Raw genomic sequence first — 20982 nt, forward strand, 5'->3', positions numbered from 1 at the left:
ACATGAAACGATATTTAATTCTTGTGCTGCTTGCGATATTCGCAGCACACACATCCAATGCACAAAACAGCTGCAGCACCTATTACCCTTTGGTCGATGGTGCCAATTTCCAGTACACCAACTACGATAAAAAAGGAAGGGAAGAAGGTCAGATCAATTATACCATCACCAATGTGGAAAGCAATGGGGAAAATGTAAGCGCCACCATGCAAATGGAGTTCGTTGACAAAAAAGGGAACAGTTTCCTCTCCGATTACAACATGGTCTGTGAGGGCAATGTGGTAAAAATTGACTTCAAGTCTCTAATGAACGAGCAAATGCTCAGTCAAATGGGCGATGTGGAGATGGACATTTCCGGAACGGATGTGGAACTACCCAACAATCTTTCCGTAGGACAGGAACTGCCCGATGCCAATATGCAGGTCAAAATGAAAATGGGCGGTGCCATCAATATGAACACCAATGTGGAGACCATCAACCGCAAAGTGGAAAAGCGGGAAAGCGTGAATACCCCGGCAGGCACATTTGACTGTTATGTGATCTACAGCGAGACCAAGACCAAAATGATGATGACCAACCAAACCTTTCCTTCCCGCATATGGTTGGCCGAAGGCGTAGGGATGGTCAAACAGGAATCCTACAATAAAAATGGAAAATTGATGGGTAGCTCTTTACTCACCCAATTCAGCAAATAGGAAGTCCTTATTTTATGACAATCAAAAACCGAGGCAAATGCCTCGGTTTTTTGTTAGTCCTTTTTGTTGGGTAAAGGAGAAATCATGATATGCGCACGGTGCGTCCCTGGATTCATGATCCAAGGGTGGTTGGACCCTATGGGTTGTTCCGGTAAACCCGTAGACTCCGCCGTGGCAAAGGGCAAATATACCACATAGCGGTACTGGGCATCTTCAACCTCGTGGGTTTCTGGGTCGTAGCGGTCGCTCTCACCATAGTAGATGTGCAACGTAGCTCCGGGTATTCCCATATCCAACTTGCCCGATTTGGCCTCTTCTTCACGGATATCAAAAATTTCCGGCCCTGTTTTGCCCTCGGCCCGCAATTCACGTCCCCTAGCCATAAACGGCTCCAGGCTTTTGTGGTAACATGCCGCATTAAAGCCTGATTTTTTGGGATCATCCGCAAGCACAATGAATTCGTTATCCCCCTCCTTGAGCGTCACAAACTCCCCGGCCATATTATAGCCAATGACCTTGCATCCATCACGACTTTCCGCTGGTGCAGCCATTAGCGAAGCGGCAATCAGGGCCTCATCGGAATCGATGGGAACGTAGTTGGTTTTCGTTTCTTCGGCAGTGCTATTTTCGGTTGTTTCGGAGGTAGTGGAATTATCCGTATCCGTATTTTTTTCCGTATTGGTCTTGCAAGAGATAAAGCTTCCGACCAGAGCAATAGATAAGATAAATTTTTTCATGGTGCGTTGGATTTGTTATTGCCGCCTCGTTCCAAAAAAGAGTGGCAACTCTTGATGGTTATTTGAAGAACTTAAGCGCCAATAGAATGTTTGAAGGAAGTTAAAGAATATTTGGGAAACGCATGCTTAAGCCAGCGTAAAATTCTAAACCCCAGTCGCTTCCTTAACCAACTCCGCCTCAAAAAGGTTGGTGAAATGATGGAGTAACTTTTCCTTGACTTCGCCCATATCCACAACCTTTTGGCCAAGCTCAACATTTAGGGATGTTACCGCTTTGTCCTTGATGCCGCAGGGAATCATCAAATCAAAATAACCCAAATCGGTATTTACGTTGAGAGCGAAACCGTGCATGGTGACCCAACGGCTAGCACGAACACCCATGGCACATATTTTTCGGGCAAAAGGAGTGCCCACATCCAACCAAACGCCGGTTTCTCCTTTGGAGCGTTGGCCTTTAAGACCGTAATCGGCCAAGGTCAAAATCACCATTTCCTCCAAAAAACGAAGGTATTTATGGATATCGGTAAAAAAGTTGTCCAAGTCCAAAATGGGGTAGCCCACAACCTGTCCTGGGCCATGGTAGGTAATATCTCCCCCACGATTGATCTTGTAAAAAGTAGCCCCTTTCTCCGCCAGTTTCTGTTCGTCCACCAACAAATTATTGATGTCACCACTCTTGCCCAAGGTATACACGTGCGGGTGCTCCACAAACAAAAAATGGTTCGGTGTTTCAAGGCCTGCATCCTCCCGCCTATTGCGCACTTTGGTGTCCACAATATGCTTAAACAATGCTTCTTGGTAATCCCAAGTCTCCTTGTAATCCTTGAATCCTAAATCCTGTAGGGCAACCTTTTTGTTCATGCCACAAAGATACGAAGGCTTGTTCTAGAAAACTATTTCTCCAGCTCTACCTCCAAATCGAGTACGGACGGGTCCTTCATCAAATCCAGAAAGTTGACTTCGTAGATCAGGGTCTTGCCATCTTGACTAAAAGTGGCTGCCTCGGCGGTGGTGGATTTAATTTTCTTGGGAAAGTGATACTTCAAGGTGTACGTTGATCCAGAAAGAAACATTTCGGCTCCTTCCAAACTGTCCAACTGTTGCTGAAAGAGCTCTTGGTCCAGAATTTCGGCCTTACGGGTGAACTTGTTCTTTTTAAAGGTGTAGTAAACCTCCGTGGGCTGTTCGGTGGGTTTCATTTGGCCTTGCTGCGGATTGGAATTGTTTCCAATGGAACTTGCATCCTGAAAAGCGGCAAAGGCATCGTTTACATCGCTAACGTCCTTAAACTCGCTGAATAGGTCAAACTTCATCACCTTTTGTTCCGGGTCCATGATCATTCGCATGTTAAATGGCTCCAATTTTTTCAATTTCTCTTGCTCTTCAAGCGGCAATTGAGCAATACTGTCCTTTTTTTCCTCTAAAAAGTCTTTGAAAGAGATAATAGAGTCAATGGGCTTTTCATTGGTCTTGGTCAACTCATCGCCTGCCATATCCATCATTTCCGAACCGTCAAAATTAATGGAGAGTCGACCCGAACCATCCTCTTGCAAATGGATTTCTTCCGTAAAATTACAGGACGCGGCCAAAAGGATTATAGTCGCGAGTATGGCATATTGAATTTTTTTCATGGTAGTTGTTTTATGGTTAGTGATACCTCTTCTGAGCTTTGTTCGATTGTATTTTGAACGATAAAAGTATCATAATCGGGCAACACCTACAATCACCACAGGTAAATTTAGATGAAAAGCCATCCAATCATAAAATCAGAAGAATTATTAATTCGGATTGTTCAAAATGACCAGGGCTGCAATTACCCCGGGAACCCACCCGCAAAGCGTCAATAAAAAAACAATAAGAATAGAACCGCAGCCCTTGCCGATTACGGACAATGGGGGGAATAGAATGGCCAATAGCACTCTCCAAAAACTCATAGGTATTCGATTTGATTGATGATACTTATAGGTAGTGAAAATGGGTGCTTTGTTACAGAAAACCACTATTTTTAACCAAAATCGGATACCAAATGCGGTTTTTCATACAAATCCTACTTGTTTTCAGCTCATCAATGCTATGGGGGCAATTCCATTTCTCGGGTCAGGTGTCTCAAGAACATGCCGGCAACCCCATTTACCTTTCCTTGGTGGAAGACTATCGCAAATCTTCAAGGGTATATGTAGATCAAATTGTGCAAAAAGCAACGGTCGATTCCTTGGGCCATTTTGCTTTTGAAGGGGACAACCTCAATGTGCAAAACCGTATCTACCGAATCCATTTGGACGGTTGTTCGGACAATACTGGGACCAATCATTTCTTGGGCAGATGCAACAATAGCCAGAATGTGCTATTTATCGCCAATAACACAGACACCTTGCAGTTTCCTACCTCTTTTGAGGACCAATCGCTATGCACGATAGCCTCTACCAACCCAAATTCTGAATTGCTTTTGGAAATAGAGGAACTCAAAGGCCAAATGGCCTTCGACTTTTCGGATTATCCTTCCGAAGCCAGCAAGAAACTGAACTTGGACAAATGGTTCAAGACCCTTCACACCTTTGGAGAAGAAGCCAACGAGCCGTTGGCAGAACTCTACATTTACGATTTTTTGTCCGACAAACGAAACGAAACCTTTCGGTTCTATCTGGATGACCTCACCACAAATGAATACTACGAAAACCTCTCCGAACGATTGGTCAGCACCTATCCCACGGCCACATTTACGCAACAATACGAGGCTGAAATCACCACGGATAGGGAACTGGCGGGATTCAATCGTCCAAAATCTTCCAAATGGAATCGGACCATTATTGCTCTTTTGGCGGTTTCCCTTTTAGGGAATATCCTGTTTTTTCTTGGTAAACGGAAAAAGAACCAGACTTCACAATTAATTGAAAGACTAACTCCCCAAGAGCAAAAAATTCTTCATTTAATGCTGGAGAATAAAACCAACAAAGAGATCGCCTCGGCGCTTTTTGTGAGCGTGAGCACCATCAAAACACACATCAACAACCTGTACAAAAAATTGGAGGTTACATCGCGTGAGGAGATGGCGGTTAAAGTCAAGCGGCGCTAACTTGCGAAAAAGCACTGATGGATTACTAGGCTGAAATAGGACGCACCTGAATCTGACCGCCGATGGCTTTTAATACCTTTAAGATGGTGGCAAATTGAGGTTTTGAACCTTCAGATAAAGCTTTGTACAAGCTAGGTCTGCTCAGCCCGGTTTCTTCAGAAATTTTTGTCATTCCAATAGCTTTGGCCACATGTCCAATAGCCGTTATCACATCACCACTATCTCCTTCTTCCAAAACGGTATTGAGGTATTCGGCAATCATTTCTTGATTATCCAAGTAATCTGCGATGTCAAATTTTGAGGTTCCCATTCTTAATAGTTTAACTTATTCCAGATTTCTTTTGCTTTTTTTATGTCCTTTTCTTGAGAAGACTTATCCCCGCCTGCCAATAAAACAATTATTTTGCCTTTTCGTTCTTTAAAATAGATTTGATAGCCCTTGGCAAAATGGATTCGTATTTCCCTGATTCCATCACCAACACTTTTGCAGTCGCCAAAATGTCCATTTTCTTCAATCTTTTGGATCCGAAACAAAATCTTGGCCCTTGCTTTTAGATCCTTCAATTTTCTAAGCCACTTGTCAAATTCGTCCGTCTTTTCGATAAAGAACATTAAAAACTGTATCCATTTGGATACAAATATACATATCTCTAATGATTTTTCATCAATCAAAAAGTCTTCATATCCATCCAAAAACAGAGTCAACAACTCAAAATAATCAATCTCAACCCCCGGTCTAGTCCCCATTTCCAACTGGCATTTCTTCTCCCAGACCTTGATTATAGTGAATTTGGCCGCCAAACCATAAATCACTGAAAATCATGAAACGAGTATTGACCATTTTATGTTTACTAAGCTTCATCAAAATTTCCGCACAAGAATTCAACAAGGAAGTCACCACGGAAAAGGGGAACACCTTTTTAATTGGACAGATCAATTTAGAAGGATTGCAATCCCAACCCTACGCCAGTTGGTTCCAAAGTGGATTCGACAACTACAAAGCAGACGAAACCTTGACAACTTTACTGCAAGAAAAACTGGCCGACTACCGGATTAAATTATTTTTGGGTACTTGGTGCGGGGATAGCAAAAGGGAAACTCCCAAATTCATCAAAATACTGGAGACCGCAGATTTCCCCATGGAGCAATTGGAAATCATTGCCCTGGATTACCGAAAAGGCCATTACAAAACCAGTCCCACGGGCGAAGAAAAGGGCCTGAATATCATCAAAGTACCCACCATCATCTTTTTCAAGGATGGTAAAGAAGTGAACCGCATCGTGGAAAGTCCGTTGGAAAGTTTGGAAGAAGATATGGCCCAAATCATTTTTCAGAAGGGCTACACACCCAATTATGCATATTAAGTTGACGGCAAGGCAAGGATTTAAAGCGCAAAAGTGTAATTTTGCGCTTTAAATTTTTACAGACTATGCAACTATCGGAACAAGAGATCGTTCGAAGGGAAAAATTGACCAAACTCAGGGAAATGGGCATCAACCCATACCCCGCAGCATTGTATCCTGTTGATGCCACCTCCAAGAGCATCAAGAATGATTTTGAAGAAGGGAAAAAAGTAGTGATTTCCGGTAGATTGATGTCGCGCAGAATTCAGGGAAAAGCCTCCTTTGCCGAACTTCAGGATAGTGAAGGGCGTATTCAGGTCTATTTTAACCGTGATGAAATTTGCCCCGACGATGACAAGACCCTCTACAACGATGTGTACAAAAAGTTGTTGGATATTGGGGATATCATCGGAATTGAAGGGGAGCTGTTCACCACCCAAGTAGGCGAAAAAACCGTGATGGTGAAAAACTTCACCTTGTTGAGCAAAAGTTTGCGCCCCTTGCCGCTACCAAAGGTAGACGATGAAGGAAAGGTGTACGACGCCTTTAACGACCCAGAACTTCGGTACCGCCAACGATACGTGGATTTGGTGGTAAATCCACTGGTAAAGGACACCTTCATCAAAAGGACAAAAATTACCAACAGTATACGGGAGTTCTACAATCAAAAGGGATATTTGGAAGTGGAAACCCCGATTTTGCAGCCCATACCCGGTGGAGCGGCCGCACGCCCCTTCCTCACCCATCACAATGCGTTGAACATCCCGTTATACCTACGGATAGCCAACGAACTGTACTTAAAAAGGTTGATCGTTGGAGGATTTGATGGTGTTTATGAATTCGCCAAGGATTTCCGGAACGAAGGCATGGACCGCACCCACAATCCGGAGTTTACCGTAATGGAGCTGTATGTGGCCTACAAGGACTACAACTGGATGATGGACACCACGGAAAAACTCTTGGAGAAAGTGGCCATTGATGCCACGGGCAGTTCCAAAGTAAAAGTGGGCCAGCACGAAATAGAATTCAAAGCACCTTACCCAAGGGTTCCCATTTTGGAAGCGATTAAAATCCATACCGGTTTTGACGTAGCCGGAATGGATGAAAAGGAACTTCGCGAAGTGGCCAAAAAATTGGACATCGAAGTGGATGATACCATGGGCGTTGGTAAGTTGATCGATGAGATCTTCGGGGAGAAATGTGAGCACCACTACATTCAGCCCACCTTTATCATAGATTACCCAAAGGAAATGAGTCCGTTGACCAAAGAGCACCGCAGCAATCCTAGATTGACCGAGCGTTTTGAGTTGATGGTGAACGGCAAGGAGCTGGCCAATGCCTACTCAGAGCTTAACGACCCCATCGACCAACGGGAGCGTTTTGAAGAGCAATTGAAACTCTCCGAAAAAGGGGATGACGAAGCTATGTTCATTGATCAAGATTTCTTGCGCGCTTTGGAGTACGGGATGCCCCCAACTTCTGGTATTGGTATCGGGATAGACCGTTTGGTGATGTTGCTCACCAACAATTCTTCCATTCAAGAAGTGCTGTTCTTCCCGCAAATGCGACCAGAGAAAAAACAGGTGGAGCTTACCGAAGAGGAGAAAATCATATTGGACATTCTAAAACCACAAGGTCAGATGGCCTTGTCCGACCTCAAGGAAAAAGCAGGGCTTAGCGGTAAAAAATGGGACAAAAGCACCAAAGGTTTGACCAAACATGGGCTCATCAAAATTGAAAAAACCGAAGATGCCCTACTCGTAAAGTATACTGGATGATTTTCGTATCTTGTTGAAAACCAATAATTTTCAACAATGAACACAATCGCTTTTTTCGAAATCCAGTCTACCCACCCCAAGCGGGAGGTCGATTTTTACCAAGCCGTTTTTGGGTGGAAAGCCACGTTGGACCCCTCCGCGCCCATAGAACTTTATCGTTTGGAAACGGAAGGCATTGAAGGGGCCATTCTCAAAAGGCCCGTGGACACGCCCCCGACGCATCAGGGGACCAATGCGTTTACCTGTTCCATACAAGTTGCCGATTTTGATGCCACGGAGAAGTCCATCATTAAAAATGGCGGACATGTAGCGATGCAAAAATTTGCTGTACCCGGTAAATGCTGGCAAGGGTATTTTTTGGATGCGGACCACAACGTTTTTGGCATCTTTGAGGTTGATGCAAATGCGAAATAGTATTTTTTTCAAGTTTCGATTAAAAATCCTAGCTTAGAACCCCAATGGAGCTAAGCAAAAAAATTGGATTGGCCCTTGGGCCCATCGCTTTCCTGATACTGAACCTGTTGCCTTTTGAAATGGTATCCGAAAAAGGCGACCCCGTAATTGCCATAGCGGCCTGGATGCTGATTTGGTGGATTACCGAAGCGGTTTCCATATCGGTTACCGCACTGCTTCCGTTACTTTTGATGCCTATTTTAAATGTCCTCCCCATTGCAGAGGTGGGAGCCAACTACGGCAGCCCCATTGTATTTCTATTTTTTGGAGGCTTTGTCATGGCCTTGGCACTGGAAAAGGTCAATCTGCACCGACGGATTGCACTCAATATCATCAAACTGACGGGCACCACCCCCAACAAGGTGATTTTGGGCTTTATGATCGCCACGGCAACATTGAGCATGTGGATCAGCAATACAGCAAGTACCGTGGTGATGCTGCCCATAGCCCTTTCCGTCATCAATTTATTGATCAACGACGAGGACGGTTTTACCAAAAACGACCAAAATTTTGCGCTGAGTGTAATGCTTGGCATTGCCTTTTCCGCCAATGCTGGGGGAATTGCCACAGTAATCGGCACACCGCCCAATTCCGTATTGATCGGGCTTTTGGAAAATGAATACAACACCGAAATTTCCTTTTTGAAATGGATGACGATTGGATTGCCCTTTTCCATCATCATGATTGCCATATGTTATTTGGTTTTGGTCAAATGGATGTTTCCCAACCGGGATTTAAAATTCAGCGCCTCCAAAGAAGTAATTCATACAGAGCTCGAGAAATTGGGGCCCACATCGGGCAAGGAAAAAATGGTGCTCATCATTTTTGGGGTGACGGTGTTCCTATGGATTTTTAGAACCTTGATCAATGGTATTTTCCCCAGTTTGGGACTTACGGATACCATGATCAGTATTTTGGCCGCCATTGCCCTTTTCGCCATTCCGTACAATATTAAGAAAGGAGATTTTATCATCATTTGGAAGGACACCTCCAAATTGGCCTGGGGCATCTTGATCCTTTTTGGTGGAGGTTTGGCCTTGGCCCAAGGCATGTCTGCCAGTGGCATTGTGGATATGGTAGCCAACGCCATTGCGCAAAGCGAGGTAAGTGTTTTGTTCACCGCTGCCCTATTGATCTTTTTAATGCTGTTCATGACCGAGTTGATGAGCAACGTGGCCCTCGTGGCCGTACTAGCACCTGTCGTAGCAGGTATTGCCATTGGTTTGGATATTCCCATGCTCCACCTACTGATTCCTGTGACCATTGCGAGCAGTTGTGCCTTTATGCTGCCCATGGCCACACCGCCAAATGCCATTGTATTTGCTAGTGGTTATGTGAAAATACCACAGATGGCGCGCGTGGGCGTTATCCTAAATTTAATTGCTGTGGTGCTGCTTATTTTGGTGTTCCAATTTGTGATTCCGCTATTGTTCTAAACTAAAAATGCCCCTCCGGGCGGAAGGGCATTTTCACAAACTAACTAACTCAAAAAAATGTAAGAAACTAACTTAACTTACGCTACTTGCTTTTGCCACAAGTGGCACGTAACTCTTTGTTAGGTACAAACTTACAACCCTTTTTTGTGAAGAATATTGTAATTAGCCTTTTGTTAACGAAGCGGGCAAGACCTTCGTTTGACTGCGTTAAGGCCTGTAATGCTGCAAAGTGTGAAATTATCGCAGCCAAAAGGTCAAATAATGAAATAATTCGCACATAAAATCCTTTTTCATTGAAAATAATTCCACAAAGATGTCCATGTTATATTTATGTTAACCAGACACTTATATAGATTTCGTTAACAGATGGGCAGTTACGGAAAACTAAAAAACCCCTCGTCGGAGGGGTTTTTCATAGCTAACTCAAATAAGTTGTAAAATGATGAACATTTTACTGTATTGATCCTGAGTAGGGATCAAAACCTTCTGGGAGATACTTGGACGTATCAAAACCCAAATCCATTTCTTCATCTTCCATATAGTTGATGGAAGTAACGGCAATGACATCGGTATACGGATTGAAACCTTCGGGCAACAAGTATTCGCTGTTAATGCCCAATTCAAGCTCCAGATCACTTTCCATATAAGGGATTGCCTTCAAATTCACGTACGCCTCATAAGGGGAAAAGTCTTCAGGCAAATAGTCCTTGGTATCGAATCCAAGTTCCATATCCTCCTCTTCCATATAGTTGATGGAATGTACATCCACTACCTCGTTGTAAGGATTAAAGTGCTCCGGCAAGTACCTTTTGGTATCAAAACCTAGTTCTGGTTCAACAATGTTTTCGAGGTATATGATGGAATTCAGATCAAAGTAGCTTTTGTATGGGTCAAAACCCTCTGGTAGATAATCGGAGGTATCAAATCCCAAATCCAGTTCGGGCTCATCCTCTATATAAACTACTTCATCCAAATTCAATTCGTAGGAGGCATATTCGCCCATTCCCGAAGTTGAATCGTTTACATCGGCATTGATGTTCAATGTCGTTAAACTGTTCTCTAAACTACCAAGTGTCTCCGATTGGAGCTCGGCCACCTTGGCATTCTGTTGGTCGTTGGCTATGGCGGTACTACTTAATAGGACACTTCCATAAATTAATAATAACTTGTTCATTTTTTGATTGAATTTTGTGATTGATGATATGCCTATAAGACTATTCAAAAACCAAAACGTTACAGTATTTAGGATTTTTTTACGAAAACCAAATGTCCGTTAGGCCCCGAAAAACAAGGTGTTTCACTCCAAACCATCAGTAAAAGGCAGGACTCCCAAAGGTTGGGCACTTACGTTAAAAAAAGTGCCGTTAATATTTATTTAACAGTTAGTTCTGCCGATTTTTAGGTTCTTTGAATCTTTTAGTTATTCAAACCACCCTATAATGATCAAAAATTTACTACCTCGACTACTTTTAGTCATTATGATTTTGGGCTCCCTTCAAACTGCGGAAGCCCAACTCTTCAAAAAGAAAAAGAAAGAAACCGAACAAAAAAAGGAAAAACCCAAGGCTGGCGATATCAAAGCTTATGATGAAGTCATTACCAAGAACGCCAAGACCGATGAAGGACTCTTTAGCGTGCACACCGTGGACGACAAGCAGTTTTATGAAATCCCGGATTCCTTGTTCGGGCGTGAAATGCTCATGGTAAGCCGAATTTCCAAAACCGCTACCGGTATCGGCTTTGGTGGCGGAAAAATCAACACCCAAGTATTGCGCTGGGAGAAAAAAGACAAAAAGGTGCTCTTGCGTGTCGCTTCTTACGAGAATGTGGCTGCCGACTCACTTCCCGTTCACGAAGCCGTGGTCAACTCTAACTTTGAGCCAGTACTTTTTGCCTTCGATATTCAGGCCATCAATAAAAAAGACTCGCTGAACCCTGCAACCGTAATCGAAATAGATCCTTTGTTTACCAAGGATGTGCAGGCACTTGGATTCCCCGATGGTTACCGAAAAAGGTTCAAAGTAAGCCGTTTGGATGGGGATAGAAGCTATATCGAGTCCATCAAAAGTTATCCCTTGAACATTGAGGCACGCCACGTAAAAACATACCTCTCCAACGATCCGCCAAGCAACGAAAGCCTTGGGTCCATTTCGTTGGAAATCAATAATTCGATGATTCTACTGCCCAAAGAGCCCATGAAACGCCGTTATTTTGACGAACGCATAGGATGGTTTGCCCGAGGACAGGTGGATTATGGCCTCGATGCCCAAGAAAGCAAAACGGTGACCTATTTAGATCGTTGGAGACTTGAGGTGAAGGACGAGGACATTGAAAAATTCAAGGCAGGCGAATTGGTAGAGCCCAAAAAGCCCATTGTGTATTATGTGGATAGGGCCACCCCAAAAGAATGGGTACCTTACATTAAGCAAGGTATCGAAGATTGGCAGGTCGCTTTTGAAGCGGCCGGATTCAAAAATGCCATTATTGCCAAAGACCCGCCATCACCCGAAGAAGACCCGGAGTGGTCTCCCGAAGACGTGCGCTATTCGGTGGTACGCTATTTGGCCTCCCCCATTCCAAACGCCAACGGTCCGCACGTAAGTGATCCACGAAGTGGTGAAATCTTGGAGTCGGACATCAACTGGTACCATAATGTAATGAGCTTGCTACGTGGTTGGTTTTTTGTACAGACCGCCGCCATCAATCCAGAAGCCCAGAAAACCCAGTTCAAGGAGGGAATTATGGGTAGACTGATACGCTTTGTGTCCTCCCACGAAGTAGGGCACACACTAGGGCTTCCGCACAACATGGGAAGCAGCGTGGCCTACCCTGTTGATTCCCTACGCTCTGCGAGTTTCACGCAAAAATATGGGACTGCGCCCTCCATTATGGATTATGCACGTTTTAACTATGTGGCACAACCCGGTGACGAAGGCGTGGCCCTAATGCCCGATATTGGCGTTTATGACAAGTATGCCATTAAATGGGGATACAGGCCTATTTTGGACAAGACAGCGGAAGAGGAAAAACCAGTGCTCAACGCATGGATTTTGGAACATGCCGGCGACCCCATGTACCGATTTGGGCATCAGCAAGTGGGCGATATCCACGATCCGAGCTCCCAAACCGAAGACTTAGGGGACGATGCCATTAAAGCCAGCCTTTATGGAATCGAAAATCTAAAGCGCATAGTTCCCAATCTTATGGACTGGACCACAGAAAAAGGCGAGGACTATGACGACTTGGAAACCATGTACGGTCACGTGGTGGCTCAGTTCCGTAGATATATGGGGCACGTGGCCAACAACATTGGTGGCGTATACGAATACCATAAAACTGCGGATCAAGAAGGAGCTGTTTATACGCCCGTAAGCAAAGCGCACCAAAAGCGGGCCATGAATTTTATGCAAGAGCAACTTTTTGAAACCCCGGAGTGGTTGATCGAGCCCAACATCTTCAATAAAATTGAATACTCTGGATCGGTGGAACGCATCCGTGACACCCAAGAACGTTACTTGAATACGATGCTGCATTTGGGCAAACTGGCGCGACTTATCGAAGCGGAAACCCTTTATGGCAAAGAAGCCTATGGTATTGTGGAAATGATGGGCGATCTACGCAAAGGAATATGGTCGGAGACCAGAAGCGGAAGAACCATTGATACCTATCGAAGGAACCTTCAAAAAGCGCATATCGACCGTTTGGAGTACCTCATGACCGCGGACAGCCAGGGCAAAATGCCTGATTTTGGTGGGTACCGAAAGTCAACGCCCATCAACACGAGCCAATCGGATATCCGTTCAGTGGCAAGAGCTGAGCTGAACAATCTGAAAAGGGATATCAGAAATGGCCTGGCCCGAATCTCGGATACCATGAGCCGCTACCATTTGCAGGATGCCATGGAGCGTATCGACCTAATATTGGAGCCCAAATAGGCCTCCGGACAAGAACAATAAATTAGATCTTCAAGGTGTGATCGGTGCATTCATCGATCACACCTTGTTTTTTTATCCCTTCACATCAGCCAAAAGTAGTTTCACAACATATAAGTGGGATTTCCCTTCGTATTGATTACTTTAGTAATCCCAAATCTCACATCATGAACTACAAAACTAAAAGCTTACTCTACTTTTGCGGCTTCGTGGCAGCTTCGGCTCTTTATTACGTAGTAGAGCAACACGACAACTTCCAGGAACATCTCAATTCAAAAAGCTATGTCGAGACCCAATTTGAGGACGCCGACAACTATGTGGATGATTCCGAGAAAAAGCTTGAGGAAGAAATCAAGTAGTTCACACCCTTACCCTTTTTGAACTGTTAAAAGCATCACAAACCCAGTTTTGATGGTTAAACCTTTGGATAGCCGCTTTGTCCAAATCATATCATTAAAATTTAAGTTTATGAAACGATTAGCAGTAACATTGGTCTTGCTGATAAGTATCGGCGCGACCGCACAAAGACATGATGGCCAACAAATGCGCAAAGGTCCCCAAATGGACATGACCGCAGAGCAAATGGCCACCCTGCAAACCAAACACATGGTCTTGGCATTGGACCTGACCAAGACACAGCAGGACAAAGTGTACAACATTAATCTGGAAAACGCCAAGTTCAAAAAAGAGAAATGGGACGAGATAAAGGCGGCGAAAGAAAACGGGGAATGGGAAAAACCATCCTCCAAAGAGCGATTTGAAATGGCCAACGCACGTTTGGACCGTCAAATCGCCCTACAGGAAAAAATGAAAGACATACTGGACGACAAACAGTATGAGACTTGGAAAAAGTTCACCCATCACAAAAAAATGCATGGCAGTAAAAGAATGCAGGAGAGAGGGAGAAGAGGATAGTGTTTTTTGTTGATTTAAGAAGCCGCGCCTGCCATGGTCGCGGTTTCTTTTTTTATGGCTTTTTTACAGATATACTTGGTTATCTGCTTTTTTACAGATATATTTGATTATCTGCTTTTTTACATATATAATTAATTATCTGCTCATAAACAGATACTTTAATCAAGAAATATCATGATAGCCATTCTCACCGGAGACATCAAAAACTCCTCGGAACATAACGCCAGTTCATGGTTGCCCCTTTTAAAAGAAGTACTTTCGCAATATGGCAAAGAGCCCAAAGATTGGGAAATATACCGCGGCGACAGCTTTCAATTACAGACCACCGCAGAAACAGCATTGGAAGCCGCCATCCATATCAAGGCCAGCATCAAGCAAATTCGACAATTGGATGTTCGTATTGGCATTGGACTGGGCGAAAAAAACTACGATGCACCAAAGATTACCGAATCCAATGGCCCCGTCTTTGTCCATTCCGGTGAATGTTTTGAAAGGCTAAAAAAACAAAATCTCGGACTACAAACCAGCAATGAAACGTTCGATGGACATATCAACCTTCTCTTGGAATTGGCCTTGCTGACCATGGATGATTGGACACCGGCCATTTCCAAAACCGTAAAGTGTGCCATAGAAAACCCTAAGCTGAATCAAAAGGAATTGGCGGGGCTCCTCAGCAAATCACAAGGCAATATAAGTGAGGAATTAAATAAGGCAGGATTTGATGAAGTCCAAAAAATGATTCATTTTTACAAAGCACAACTCGCCCAATTATGATGCTTTTGGCCCTAAAACTACTGCTAGCCCACTTTATCGGGGACTTTGTTCTTCAACCCGGGCATTGGGTCGAGGATAAGCTGAAGAAAAAGGCACGGTCCAAATATTTGTATGCTCACATCGGGGTACATCTTTTAGCCCTCCTGCTCTTACTGCAATTCAAACATATTGGGGCGATTGCGGTAATCGTGGTGACCCACTTTTTGATAGATTTGGGAAAGCTATCCCTCACCAACCCCAAAAACTACCGTTGGCTCTTTGTGGTGGATCAGTTGTTGCACTTATTCGTCTTGGGCAGCGTTTTGTACTGGCTATCCCCTTTTCAAATTGATCTTAGCTTTTTCTGGGATGAAAAGACCTTATTGCTTATCACCTTTTTGGTGTTTGTTACCTACGTGTCGGGTATCCTGATGCGCATGTTGTTGGCACCTTATATTGATGAAGTTGCGAAGGACGACCCTACGGGCGAAGGGGGTTCCCTCAAAAATGCAGGCACCTATATCGGCATGTTGGAGCGCCTTTTTGTATTTGGTTTTATCCTGATGCAGCAATGGGCGGCCATTGGACTTTTGATCGCTGCAAAATCCGTGTTCCGTTTTGGCGACCTCAACAAGGGCAAGAACCGGAAACTCACGGAATATGTCCTTATCGGAACCCTATTGAGCTTTGGTTTGGCCATTCTTTCTGGCCTGTTTTATGGTTATTTGATGGAAATCATCTAGACCAAAAAAAGAGCCACCCAAAACTGGATGGCTCCTTAACATTACTAAACTTAAAAACACTTAGTTAAAAACTTGGCTTTCCTTTAGGATCTCCATACTCTCCAACACTTGGCTTACGGCCAAGGTCATGGATTTGGCAGAGACCGTTGCACCGGAAATACCGTCAATATCCTTTCCGTACACCAAGGTTTCACCGGATTTTCTACCAATAAACTGCTTTAGCCAACGCTGGCTGCCCACTTGGCGTCCATGGTCCTCGCGGTAAATGAGTATTTTGGATTTTTTAATGCTCATATCCGCGTCAAAAAGCACTACGTAATCAAAAGTTTTCTTGAGACTTGGGGCCACGCCCACATACACATATCCCAAACTTTTTCCTTGCGACACCACTTCGAACAAGTTATCGCCGCCCAATTCGGATGGGGTTTTTTGGTTCAGTTCGGGCGTAATGTCCACCCAGTTCATGGTGAAATCCGCAACCTCGTAGGTGCCCGTCACCGCACTGTTGATTTTCTCCTGTAATCTTGGCGATAACTTATCCACCTTGAATCCGAATAAAAACAAGGTGGATAGCATCACCATAGCACTGATCTGCTGAATTTTATTGGCCCTCAACATTGTTCTTTACAGAGGTGTTCGCTACAAATTTGTTAATGGTCTCCAAGACTTCCGCCTTAGTAGCACCTTTTTGCTCCAAAGCATAAAAATGCACAAACAAAGGCTTATCATCCACCTTTTTTAAGAGGGTAAGGTCACCTTCCCTATTGTACACCTCATCCCAAGCGGCCCTGGTAGTCGCCCAAAAATCCTGGTTCTCCGCCCACCATTCCTTAGCAGCCTGGCATCTTTCGTCAGCTACTTTTACATAGGTGTTGTATCCTTTCTCTTGGGCCAAAAGCACATCTTGCTCCCCATCGGTGCGGATAATTTTATTGTTGTCCTGTTCATGAACCCAGCCGTTAGCGGTAATCTCCTGCCTGTTGCCGCGGCTCATAACATTGTAGTCACTCCTTTTGGTGTATTCCCTTCGGGGCAGTGGCGAGTCGCTCCTGTTTTCCCAGTAGTGTCTTCCATCAAAATGTACCCATGTAGAAGATCCGGAATACCGTGGGCTATCATCCACTTGATACACCTTTTGGGTCCACTGGCCCTTTACCGCATTGGCAGGCAGTTGGGTAAAGACCCAATTATTGTCCTTGTCGTAGTGAAACACCGCCTGGTTTTCGTACAACCAATCCTGTCTCCAGTGCTTGATTACCGTGGTATCGTTCAACACCAACAGATGCTGCAACGAAATTTTGTTGTCCTCGTCCACAATCGGCAAGGCCAGTTCCAAGGCCTTGGAGGTGTAGTCCAGGTGCTTTTCATAATCGATTTCTGGGGCAAAGGTCTCGGTATACTTAAAGCTTACCTCGTAACAGCCGCACATATCCAAAATAGCTTGGCGGTCCAATTCTTTTTTTTCCTGTGAGGTTGCCATGGTGGTTACAAAGGCCAAAAGCAACGATGAAGCGATTGTTTTTTTCATATCAGTTTCTATTTGATCGTTTTAGAATTTGTTCGGGTCAAAAATACTAAACTTATTTAGATTGAATAAAAATTAAATATATATTTGTCATCAAATTTAAATGGAATGAGTCTAAATAAAAATATTTGCCTCTTATTTTCAACACTTTTAACACTCAGCTTGGTCTCTGCCCAAGAATCTCCCATCCAACAAAAAGACTCCATTATCACCGAAAATCTGGATGAAGTGGTGGTTACGGCGACCCGAACGGTGCGCCAACTTTCCTCCCTCCCACTTCCTGTGACCTTGATTCCCAAGGAACAGATCAATCGTTCCGGGGTTACCCGATTAAATGAAATCTTGAATGAACAGACCGGTATTGTGATGACTCCCGATGCAACCATTGGTGGTGGCGAAGGGGTACAGATCCAAGGAATCGCTTCCGATTATGTCATGATATTGATAGACGGGGTTCCCGTAGTGGGCCGAAGCTCTGGAAATCTGGACTTGAGCCGTTTTGCCATTGGCAATATCAAACAGATTGAAGTGGTAAAGGGTCCCTCCTCCAGTCTTTTTGGTTCAGAAGCCCTGGGCGGGGTCATCAACATCATCACAGAAAAACCGAATACCGATGACATTAGCGGTCAAATCTCACATCGCGCGGCAACATTCAACAATCAAAATAGCACCATCAACCTGAATCAAAGAAAAGGGGACCTTGGCTACTCACTCTTTGTGGACCGATTGAGCACCGACGGTTTTGATCTGACTCCCAACTCGGAGGGGCAAACCGTGAATCCGTTTTTCAACTACACCTTAAATGGAAGGGTATACTTTAATGTGTCGGACCAACTCAAGGCTTTTGCATCTGGGCGTTACTTTCTTCAGGATTTCGACATCCCTTCAGGAACAAGCGAAGAGCGTGATGGCAATGTACACCTAAGATTAGATCATGAATTGAGCAAGAAATCCAGCTTCGAGTACGAGCTGTACTACACCAATTATGTCACCAACGAGCAAACGGTAGACCCTATTAACGATGAAATTCTGCTCGATAATGATTTCAACCAAAAACTCTTCCGTCCCGAAGTACGCTTTAACCACGCCTTCAGTTCGGATAACACGGTAACGGTGGGCGCCGGTTACAATCTTGAAAATTTGGAGCGTTCGCTTTTTGCGGAAAACATCACCTTCAACTCCCAATATGTTTACGCTCAATACGACTTTAAACCATTGGAAAAGCTAAATATTATCGCAGGTGCTCGCTTTGACAACCATAGTGAGTACAATTCCCAGCTCAGCCCAAAACTATCCGCCCGCTACGACCTTTCCGCATATTGGTCCGTAAAGGGCTCCGTGGGCAGTGGTTTTAAGGCCCCCGATTTCCGTCAGCTCTACCTCGACTTTACCAATGCCGCAGGTGGTGGCTATTCCGTTTTTGGAAAGGAAGTGGAAGCCGCAGCCATTCAACGCCTGCAGGAAAATGATGAAGTGGCCAACCTTGCCGTGGACCCCAACGACCTTGGGGAACGCTTGGACGCCGAAAGTTCAGTGGGCATCAACTTGGGGGTGGGCTTTAAAAAAGGACAATTTCGAAGTGATCTAAATTTCTTTCGAAACGACTTTACCAACCTAATCGATACCCGCATCTTGGCGGCCAAGACCAACGGACAAAATGTGTTCGGATACATCAACCGCGAAAGCGTGTACACCCAAGGTCTTGAGGTGGACCTTCAATACAAGGTTCTTGAAAATTTGGACCTGTCCGCAGGCTACCAATTGCTGTACGCATTCGACAAGGATAAGGAGGATGCCATCGAAAATGGAGAGGTCTTTGCCCGTGACCAGCAAACGTTGGAAACCATCCGATTGGACCGCAGCGATTACTTTGGGCTCGAAAACCGTTCGAGGCACACCCTCAACTTCAAAGCTTTTTACGAAGTGCCCGAATGGGGTGCCAACGCCAACCTACGCGTGGTGTACCGAAGCAGTTTTGGACTCACCGACCGTAATGGCAACGATGTGCTCGACGAACTGGACAACTCTTTTGTGGATGGCTACGCCCTAGTGAACCTTTCCTTCGGAAAAACATTTTTTAAACACTACCAATTGCAACTGGGCGCCAATAATCTGTTGGACTTTCAAGGGTCCAATCCTTTGGCATCGCAGGACAATGAACAATTGATCAATCCCGGAATACAATTATTTGCAAGACTTAATATTCAATTTTAAAACCAAGATTACATGAAAACAACCCTAAAACTATTCAGCCTTTTAGCCCTACTCTTTGCCTTTGTTGCCTGTAGCGAAGACAACGACGGTGGTATGACGGATTTTACCGTGACCGCCATAAGCACAGAATCGGGAACCGTAGGCACCGAAATTACCATCTCCGGAACCAATTTCCCCGAGGCTTCGGATATCAGCTTGACTTTTGGTGGCGTAGCGGCTACCATCAGCTCGGCAACCAGCACCCAAATCGTTACCACCGTTCCCAACGGGGCCATTTCTGGAGCTGTGACCCTTTCCGCCAACGGGACTTCCCGGGAAGTGACGGCTTCTTTTAGCGTATTGGCCAATTTGGTGAGCGCTAGCGTCGAAAACTTGGAGGCTCCGCAAACAGGAGGTCAAGGACAACCGATTGGCGGCCCATTCACCAAATTCAGTTTTGAGACCGGTGACGTGACCGATAGCGATACCGAATGGGATATTGCCTTTAGGGGAACCACCATTGCCGTGAACGGAGGAACCGTGACGGGAACCAACGACGAGCCCGCTAGAAACGGAAATGCCGGTGGGGCCATTGAATCCGGTTTGTTTACCGATGTGACCACCGCGGAGGGACTCACCTTTGAGGTAGATGCCGACGGTGCCTTTGCCATTCCCACAGGAAGCCAAGAAGGGTGGTACAACTACAACTCCGCCACCTTTACCGTAACCCCGATTCCGGGACGGGTTTTGGTGTTCCGCACCCACGATGGAAAGTATGCCAAAGTGGAGATTTTGAGCTACTACCGTGATGCACCCGCAGAACCGGATGCCTTTACGGATGAATCCAGAGTGTACACCTTCAATTTTGTGTACAATCCAAACGATGGGGAAACCTCACTAAACGCCAACTAATATGAAACCCATAAGTATTGTTTACATTGTATTGCGGCTGCTATTGGGCGGATTTATGATCTATGGCGGCATCCAAAAGTTCCAAAAGCCCATACCTACCCCTGTGGAGGTGGTGGAAAAAGCCGAAAAGTTCACCTCGCCCGAGAAGGAAAATACCCTGCAGAAGATTTTGTACATCAGCGGGGCCAAACAAACGGGTTACTTTTGGGAAGTACTGGGGATTTGCGAACTGCTGTTCGGACTGTTGTTGATCCTGCAAGGCACCAGTTTTGTAGGAGCCCTATTCCTGCTGCCCATCACCCTGCATATTTTCCTGTTCCATTTGTTTTTGGAATCGGATGAATTGCCAGAACTGTTTCAAACCTTTGGTTTGTTCGCAGTGAACATTGTCTTGGTCCTCAAGGAAAAGCGCCATTGGCAACATTTGCTGTGGATAAAACCCATCTAGCAGCAACCATTCGGATAGTTTGATGAAAAAGCGGGGCAATTGCCCC

Annotated in this window: 23 protein-coding genes; 14 read left to right on the top strand and 9 right to left on the bottom strand. The window is 44.9% G+C overall.

Annotated features, from left to right (window positions below):
- The first annotated feature begins 2 nt into the window (after nucleotides 1–2).
- Nucleotides 3–695, top strand: a complete 693-nt coding sequence (locus ABNE31_RS00060; protein ID WP_349351916.1) for a hypothetical protein — start codon at nucleotides 3–5, stop codon at nucleotides 693–695.
- A 53-nt stretch (nucleotides 696–748) separates the two neighbouring features.
- On the opposite strand, the gene ABNE31_RS00065 is transcribed toward ABNE31_RS00060, so the two are convergent.
- From ABNE31_RS00065 to ABNE31_RS00080, 4 genes are all read right to left on the bottom strand, one after another.
- Complete coding sequence (locus ABNE31_RS00065; protein ID WP_349351917.1) at nucleotides 749–1432, bottom strand: hypothetical protein; 684 nt, start codon at nucleotides 1430–1432, stop codon at nucleotides 749–751.
- A 144-nt stretch (nucleotides 1433–1576) separates the two neighbouring features.
- Complete coding sequence (lipB, locus tag ABNE31_RS00070; RefSeq protein WP_349351918.1) at nucleotides 1577–2293, bottom strand: lipoyl(octanoyl) transferase LipB; 717 nt, start codon at nucleotides 2291–2293, stop codon at nucleotides 1577–1579.
- 32 nt (nucleotides 2294–2325) lie between these two features.
- On the bottom strand, nucleotides 2326–3063 hold the full coding sequence (locus tag ABNE31_RS00075) for a hypothetical protein (RefSeq protein ID WP_349351919.1): 738 nt from the start codon (nucleotides 3061–3063) through the stop codon (nucleotides 2326–2328).
- A gap of 147 nt (nucleotides 3064–3210) precedes the next feature.
- Entirely contained in the window at nucleotides 3211–3366 is a 156-nt protein-coding gene (locus ABNE31_RS00080; protein WP_090291467.1) for a YqaE/Pmp3 family membrane protein, read from the bottom strand.
- A gap of 92 nt (nucleotides 3367–3458) precedes the next feature.
- Here ABNE31_RS00080 and ABNE31_RS00085 point away from each other — a divergent pair, with 92 nt between their 5' ends.
- Entirely contained in the window at nucleotides 3459–4505 is a 1047-nt protein-coding gene (locus ABNE31_RS00085; RefSeq protein ID WP_349351920.1) for a LuxR C-terminal-related transcriptional regulator, read from the top strand.
- 25 nt (nucleotides 4506–4530) lie between these two features.
- On the opposite strand, the gene ABNE31_RS00090 is transcribed toward ABNE31_RS00085, so the two are convergent.
- Both ABNE31_RS00090 and ABNE31_RS00095 read right to left on the bottom strand, forming a co-directional pair.
- Nucleotides 4531–4815, bottom strand: a complete 285-nt coding sequence (locus ABNE31_RS00090) for an addiction module antidote protein (RefSeq protein WP_293280211.1) — start codon at nucleotides 4813–4815, stop codon at nucleotides 4531–4533.
- 2 nt (nucleotides 4816–4817) lie between these two features.
- Nucleotides 4818–5252, bottom strand: coding sequence for a type II toxin-antitoxin system RelE/ParE family toxin (locus tag ABNE31_RS00095; protein WP_349351921.1), 435 nt, complete (start codon nucleotides 5250–5252; stop codon nucleotides 4818–4820).
- 74 nt (nucleotides 5253–5326) lie between these two features.
- Between ABNE31_RS00095 and ABNE31_RS00100 the strand changes: the two genes are divergently transcribed.
- The 4 genes from ABNE31_RS00100 (at nucleotide 5327) to ABNE31_RS00115 (ending at nucleotide 9515) form a co-directional block, all read left to right on the top strand.
- Complete coding sequence (locus tag ABNE31_RS00100) at nucleotides 5327–5869, top strand: thioredoxin family protein (RefSeq protein WP_349351922.1); 543 nt, start codon at nucleotides 5327–5329, stop codon at nucleotides 5867–5869.
- A 65-nt stretch (nucleotides 5870–5934) separates the two neighbouring features.
- Nucleotides 5935–7626, top strand: coding sequence for a lysine--tRNA ligase (gene lysS / locus ABNE31_RS00105; protein ID WP_349351923.1), 1692 nt, complete (start codon nucleotides 5935–5937; stop codon nucleotides 7624–7626).
- 36 nt (nucleotides 7627–7662) lie between these two features.
- Nucleotides 7663–8040, top strand: a complete 378-nt coding sequence (locus tag ABNE31_RS00110; RefSeq protein ID WP_349351924.1) for a VOC family protein — start codon at nucleotides 7663–7665, stop codon at nucleotides 8038–8040.
- Between the two features lie 44 nt (nucleotides 8041–8084).
- Nucleotides 8085–9515 carry a DASS family sodium-coupled anion symporter gene (locus ABNE31_RS00115; RefSeq protein WP_293280221.1) on the top strand — a complete coding sequence of 477 codons (1431 nt, stop codon included), beginning with the start codon at nucleotides 8085–8087 and terminating at the stop codon, nucleotides 9513–9515.
- Nucleotides 9516–9966: 451 nt separating this feature from the next.
- Here the strand turns inward: ABNE31_RS00115 and ABNE31_RS00120 are convergent, their stop codons facing one another.
- Nucleotides 9967–10689, bottom strand: coding sequence for a hypothetical protein (locus tag ABNE31_RS00120; RefSeq protein WP_349351925.1), 723 nt, complete (start codon nucleotides 10687–10689; stop codon nucleotides 9967–9969).
- Between the two features lie 265 nt (nucleotides 10690–10954).
- On the opposite strand from ABNE31_RS00120, the gene ABNE31_RS00125 reads away from it, so the two are divergent.
- From ABNE31_RS00125 to ABNE31_RS00145, 5 genes are all read left to right on the top strand, one after another.
- Nucleotides 10955–13450, top strand: a complete 2496-nt coding sequence (locus ABNE31_RS00125) for a zinc-dependent metalloprotease (RefSeq protein ID WP_349351926.1) — start codon at nucleotides 10955–10957, stop codon at nucleotides 13448–13450.
- A gap of 164 nt (nucleotides 13451–13614) precedes the next feature.
- On the top strand, nucleotides 13615–13806 hold the full coding sequence (locus ABNE31_RS00130) for a hypothetical protein (RefSeq protein WP_349351927.1): 192 nt from the start codon (nucleotides 13615–13617) through the stop codon (nucleotides 13804–13806).
- Between the two features lie 109 nt (nucleotides 13807–13915).
- Nucleotides 13916–14362 carry a hypothetical protein gene (locus ABNE31_RS00135; protein WP_349351928.1) on the top strand — a complete coding sequence of 149 codons (447 nt, stop codon included), beginning with the start codon at nucleotides 13916–13918 and terminating at the stop codon, nucleotides 14360–14362.
- A gap of 174 nt (nucleotides 14363–14536) precedes the next feature.
- The gene (locus ABNE31_RS00140) at nucleotides 14537–15136 is read left to right on the top strand and encodes a transcriptional regulator (protein ID WP_349351929.1); all 600 of its coding nucleotides are present in this window, start codon (nucleotides 14537–14539) and stop codon (nucleotides 15134–15136) included.
- On the top strand, nucleotides 15133–15858 hold the full coding sequence (locus tag ABNE31_RS00145) for a DUF3307 domain-containing protein (protein WP_349351930.1): 726 nt from the start codon (nucleotides 15133–15135) through the stop codon (nucleotides 15856–15858). The genes ABNE31_RS00140 and ABNE31_RS00145 overlap by 4 nt, the downstream gene beginning before the upstream one ends.
- A gap of 60 nt (nucleotides 15859–15918) precedes the next feature.
- Here the strand turns inward: ABNE31_RS00145 and ABNE31_RS00150 are convergent, their stop codons facing one another.
- A complete protein-coding gene (locus ABNE31_RS00150) occupies nucleotides 15919–16476 on the bottom strand; it encodes an FMN-binding protein (protein WP_349351931.1) in 558 nt (185 codons plus the stop codon).
- A complete protein-coding gene (locus ABNE31_RS00155; protein ID WP_349351932.1) occupies nucleotides 16460–17386 on the bottom strand; it encodes a DUF6607 family protein in 927 nt (308 codons plus the stop codon). Before ABNE31_RS00155 ends, ABNE31_RS00150 begins: the two co-directional genes overlap by 17 nt.
- Nucleotides 17387–17491: 105 nt before the next feature.
- Between ABNE31_RS00155 and ABNE31_RS00160 the strand changes: the two genes are divergently transcribed.
- Genes ABNE31_RS00160 through ABNE31_RS00170 form a run of 3 tightly spaced genes read left to right on the top strand, consistent with a single transcriptional unit; the run spans nucleotide 17492 to nucleotide 20936 of the window.
- Nucleotides 17492–19597 carry a TonB-dependent receptor gene (locus tag ABNE31_RS00160; RefSeq protein ID WP_349351933.1) on the top strand — a complete coding sequence of 702 codons (2106 nt, stop codon included), beginning with the start codon at nucleotides 17492–17494 and terminating at the stop codon, nucleotides 19595–19597.
- Nucleotides 19598–19609: 12 nt separating this feature from the next.
- A complete protein-coding gene (locus tag ABNE31_RS00165) occupies nucleotides 19610–20488 on the top strand; it encodes an IPT/TIG domain-containing protein (RefSeq protein ID WP_349351934.1) in 879 nt (292 codons plus the stop codon).
- Between the two features lies 1 nt (nucleotide 20489).
- Complete coding sequence (locus tag ABNE31_RS00170) at nucleotides 20490–20936, top strand: DoxX family membrane protein (RefSeq protein ID WP_349351935.1); 447 nt, start codon at nucleotides 20490–20492, stop codon at nucleotides 20934–20936.
- Nucleotides 20937–20982: the final 46 nt, after the last annotated feature.

It is taken from the genome of Flagellimonas sp. MMG031, assembly GCF_040112705.1.
Classification (GTDB): domain Bacteria; phylum Bacteroidota; class Bacteroidia; order Flavobacteriales; family Flavobacteriaceae; genus Flagellimonas.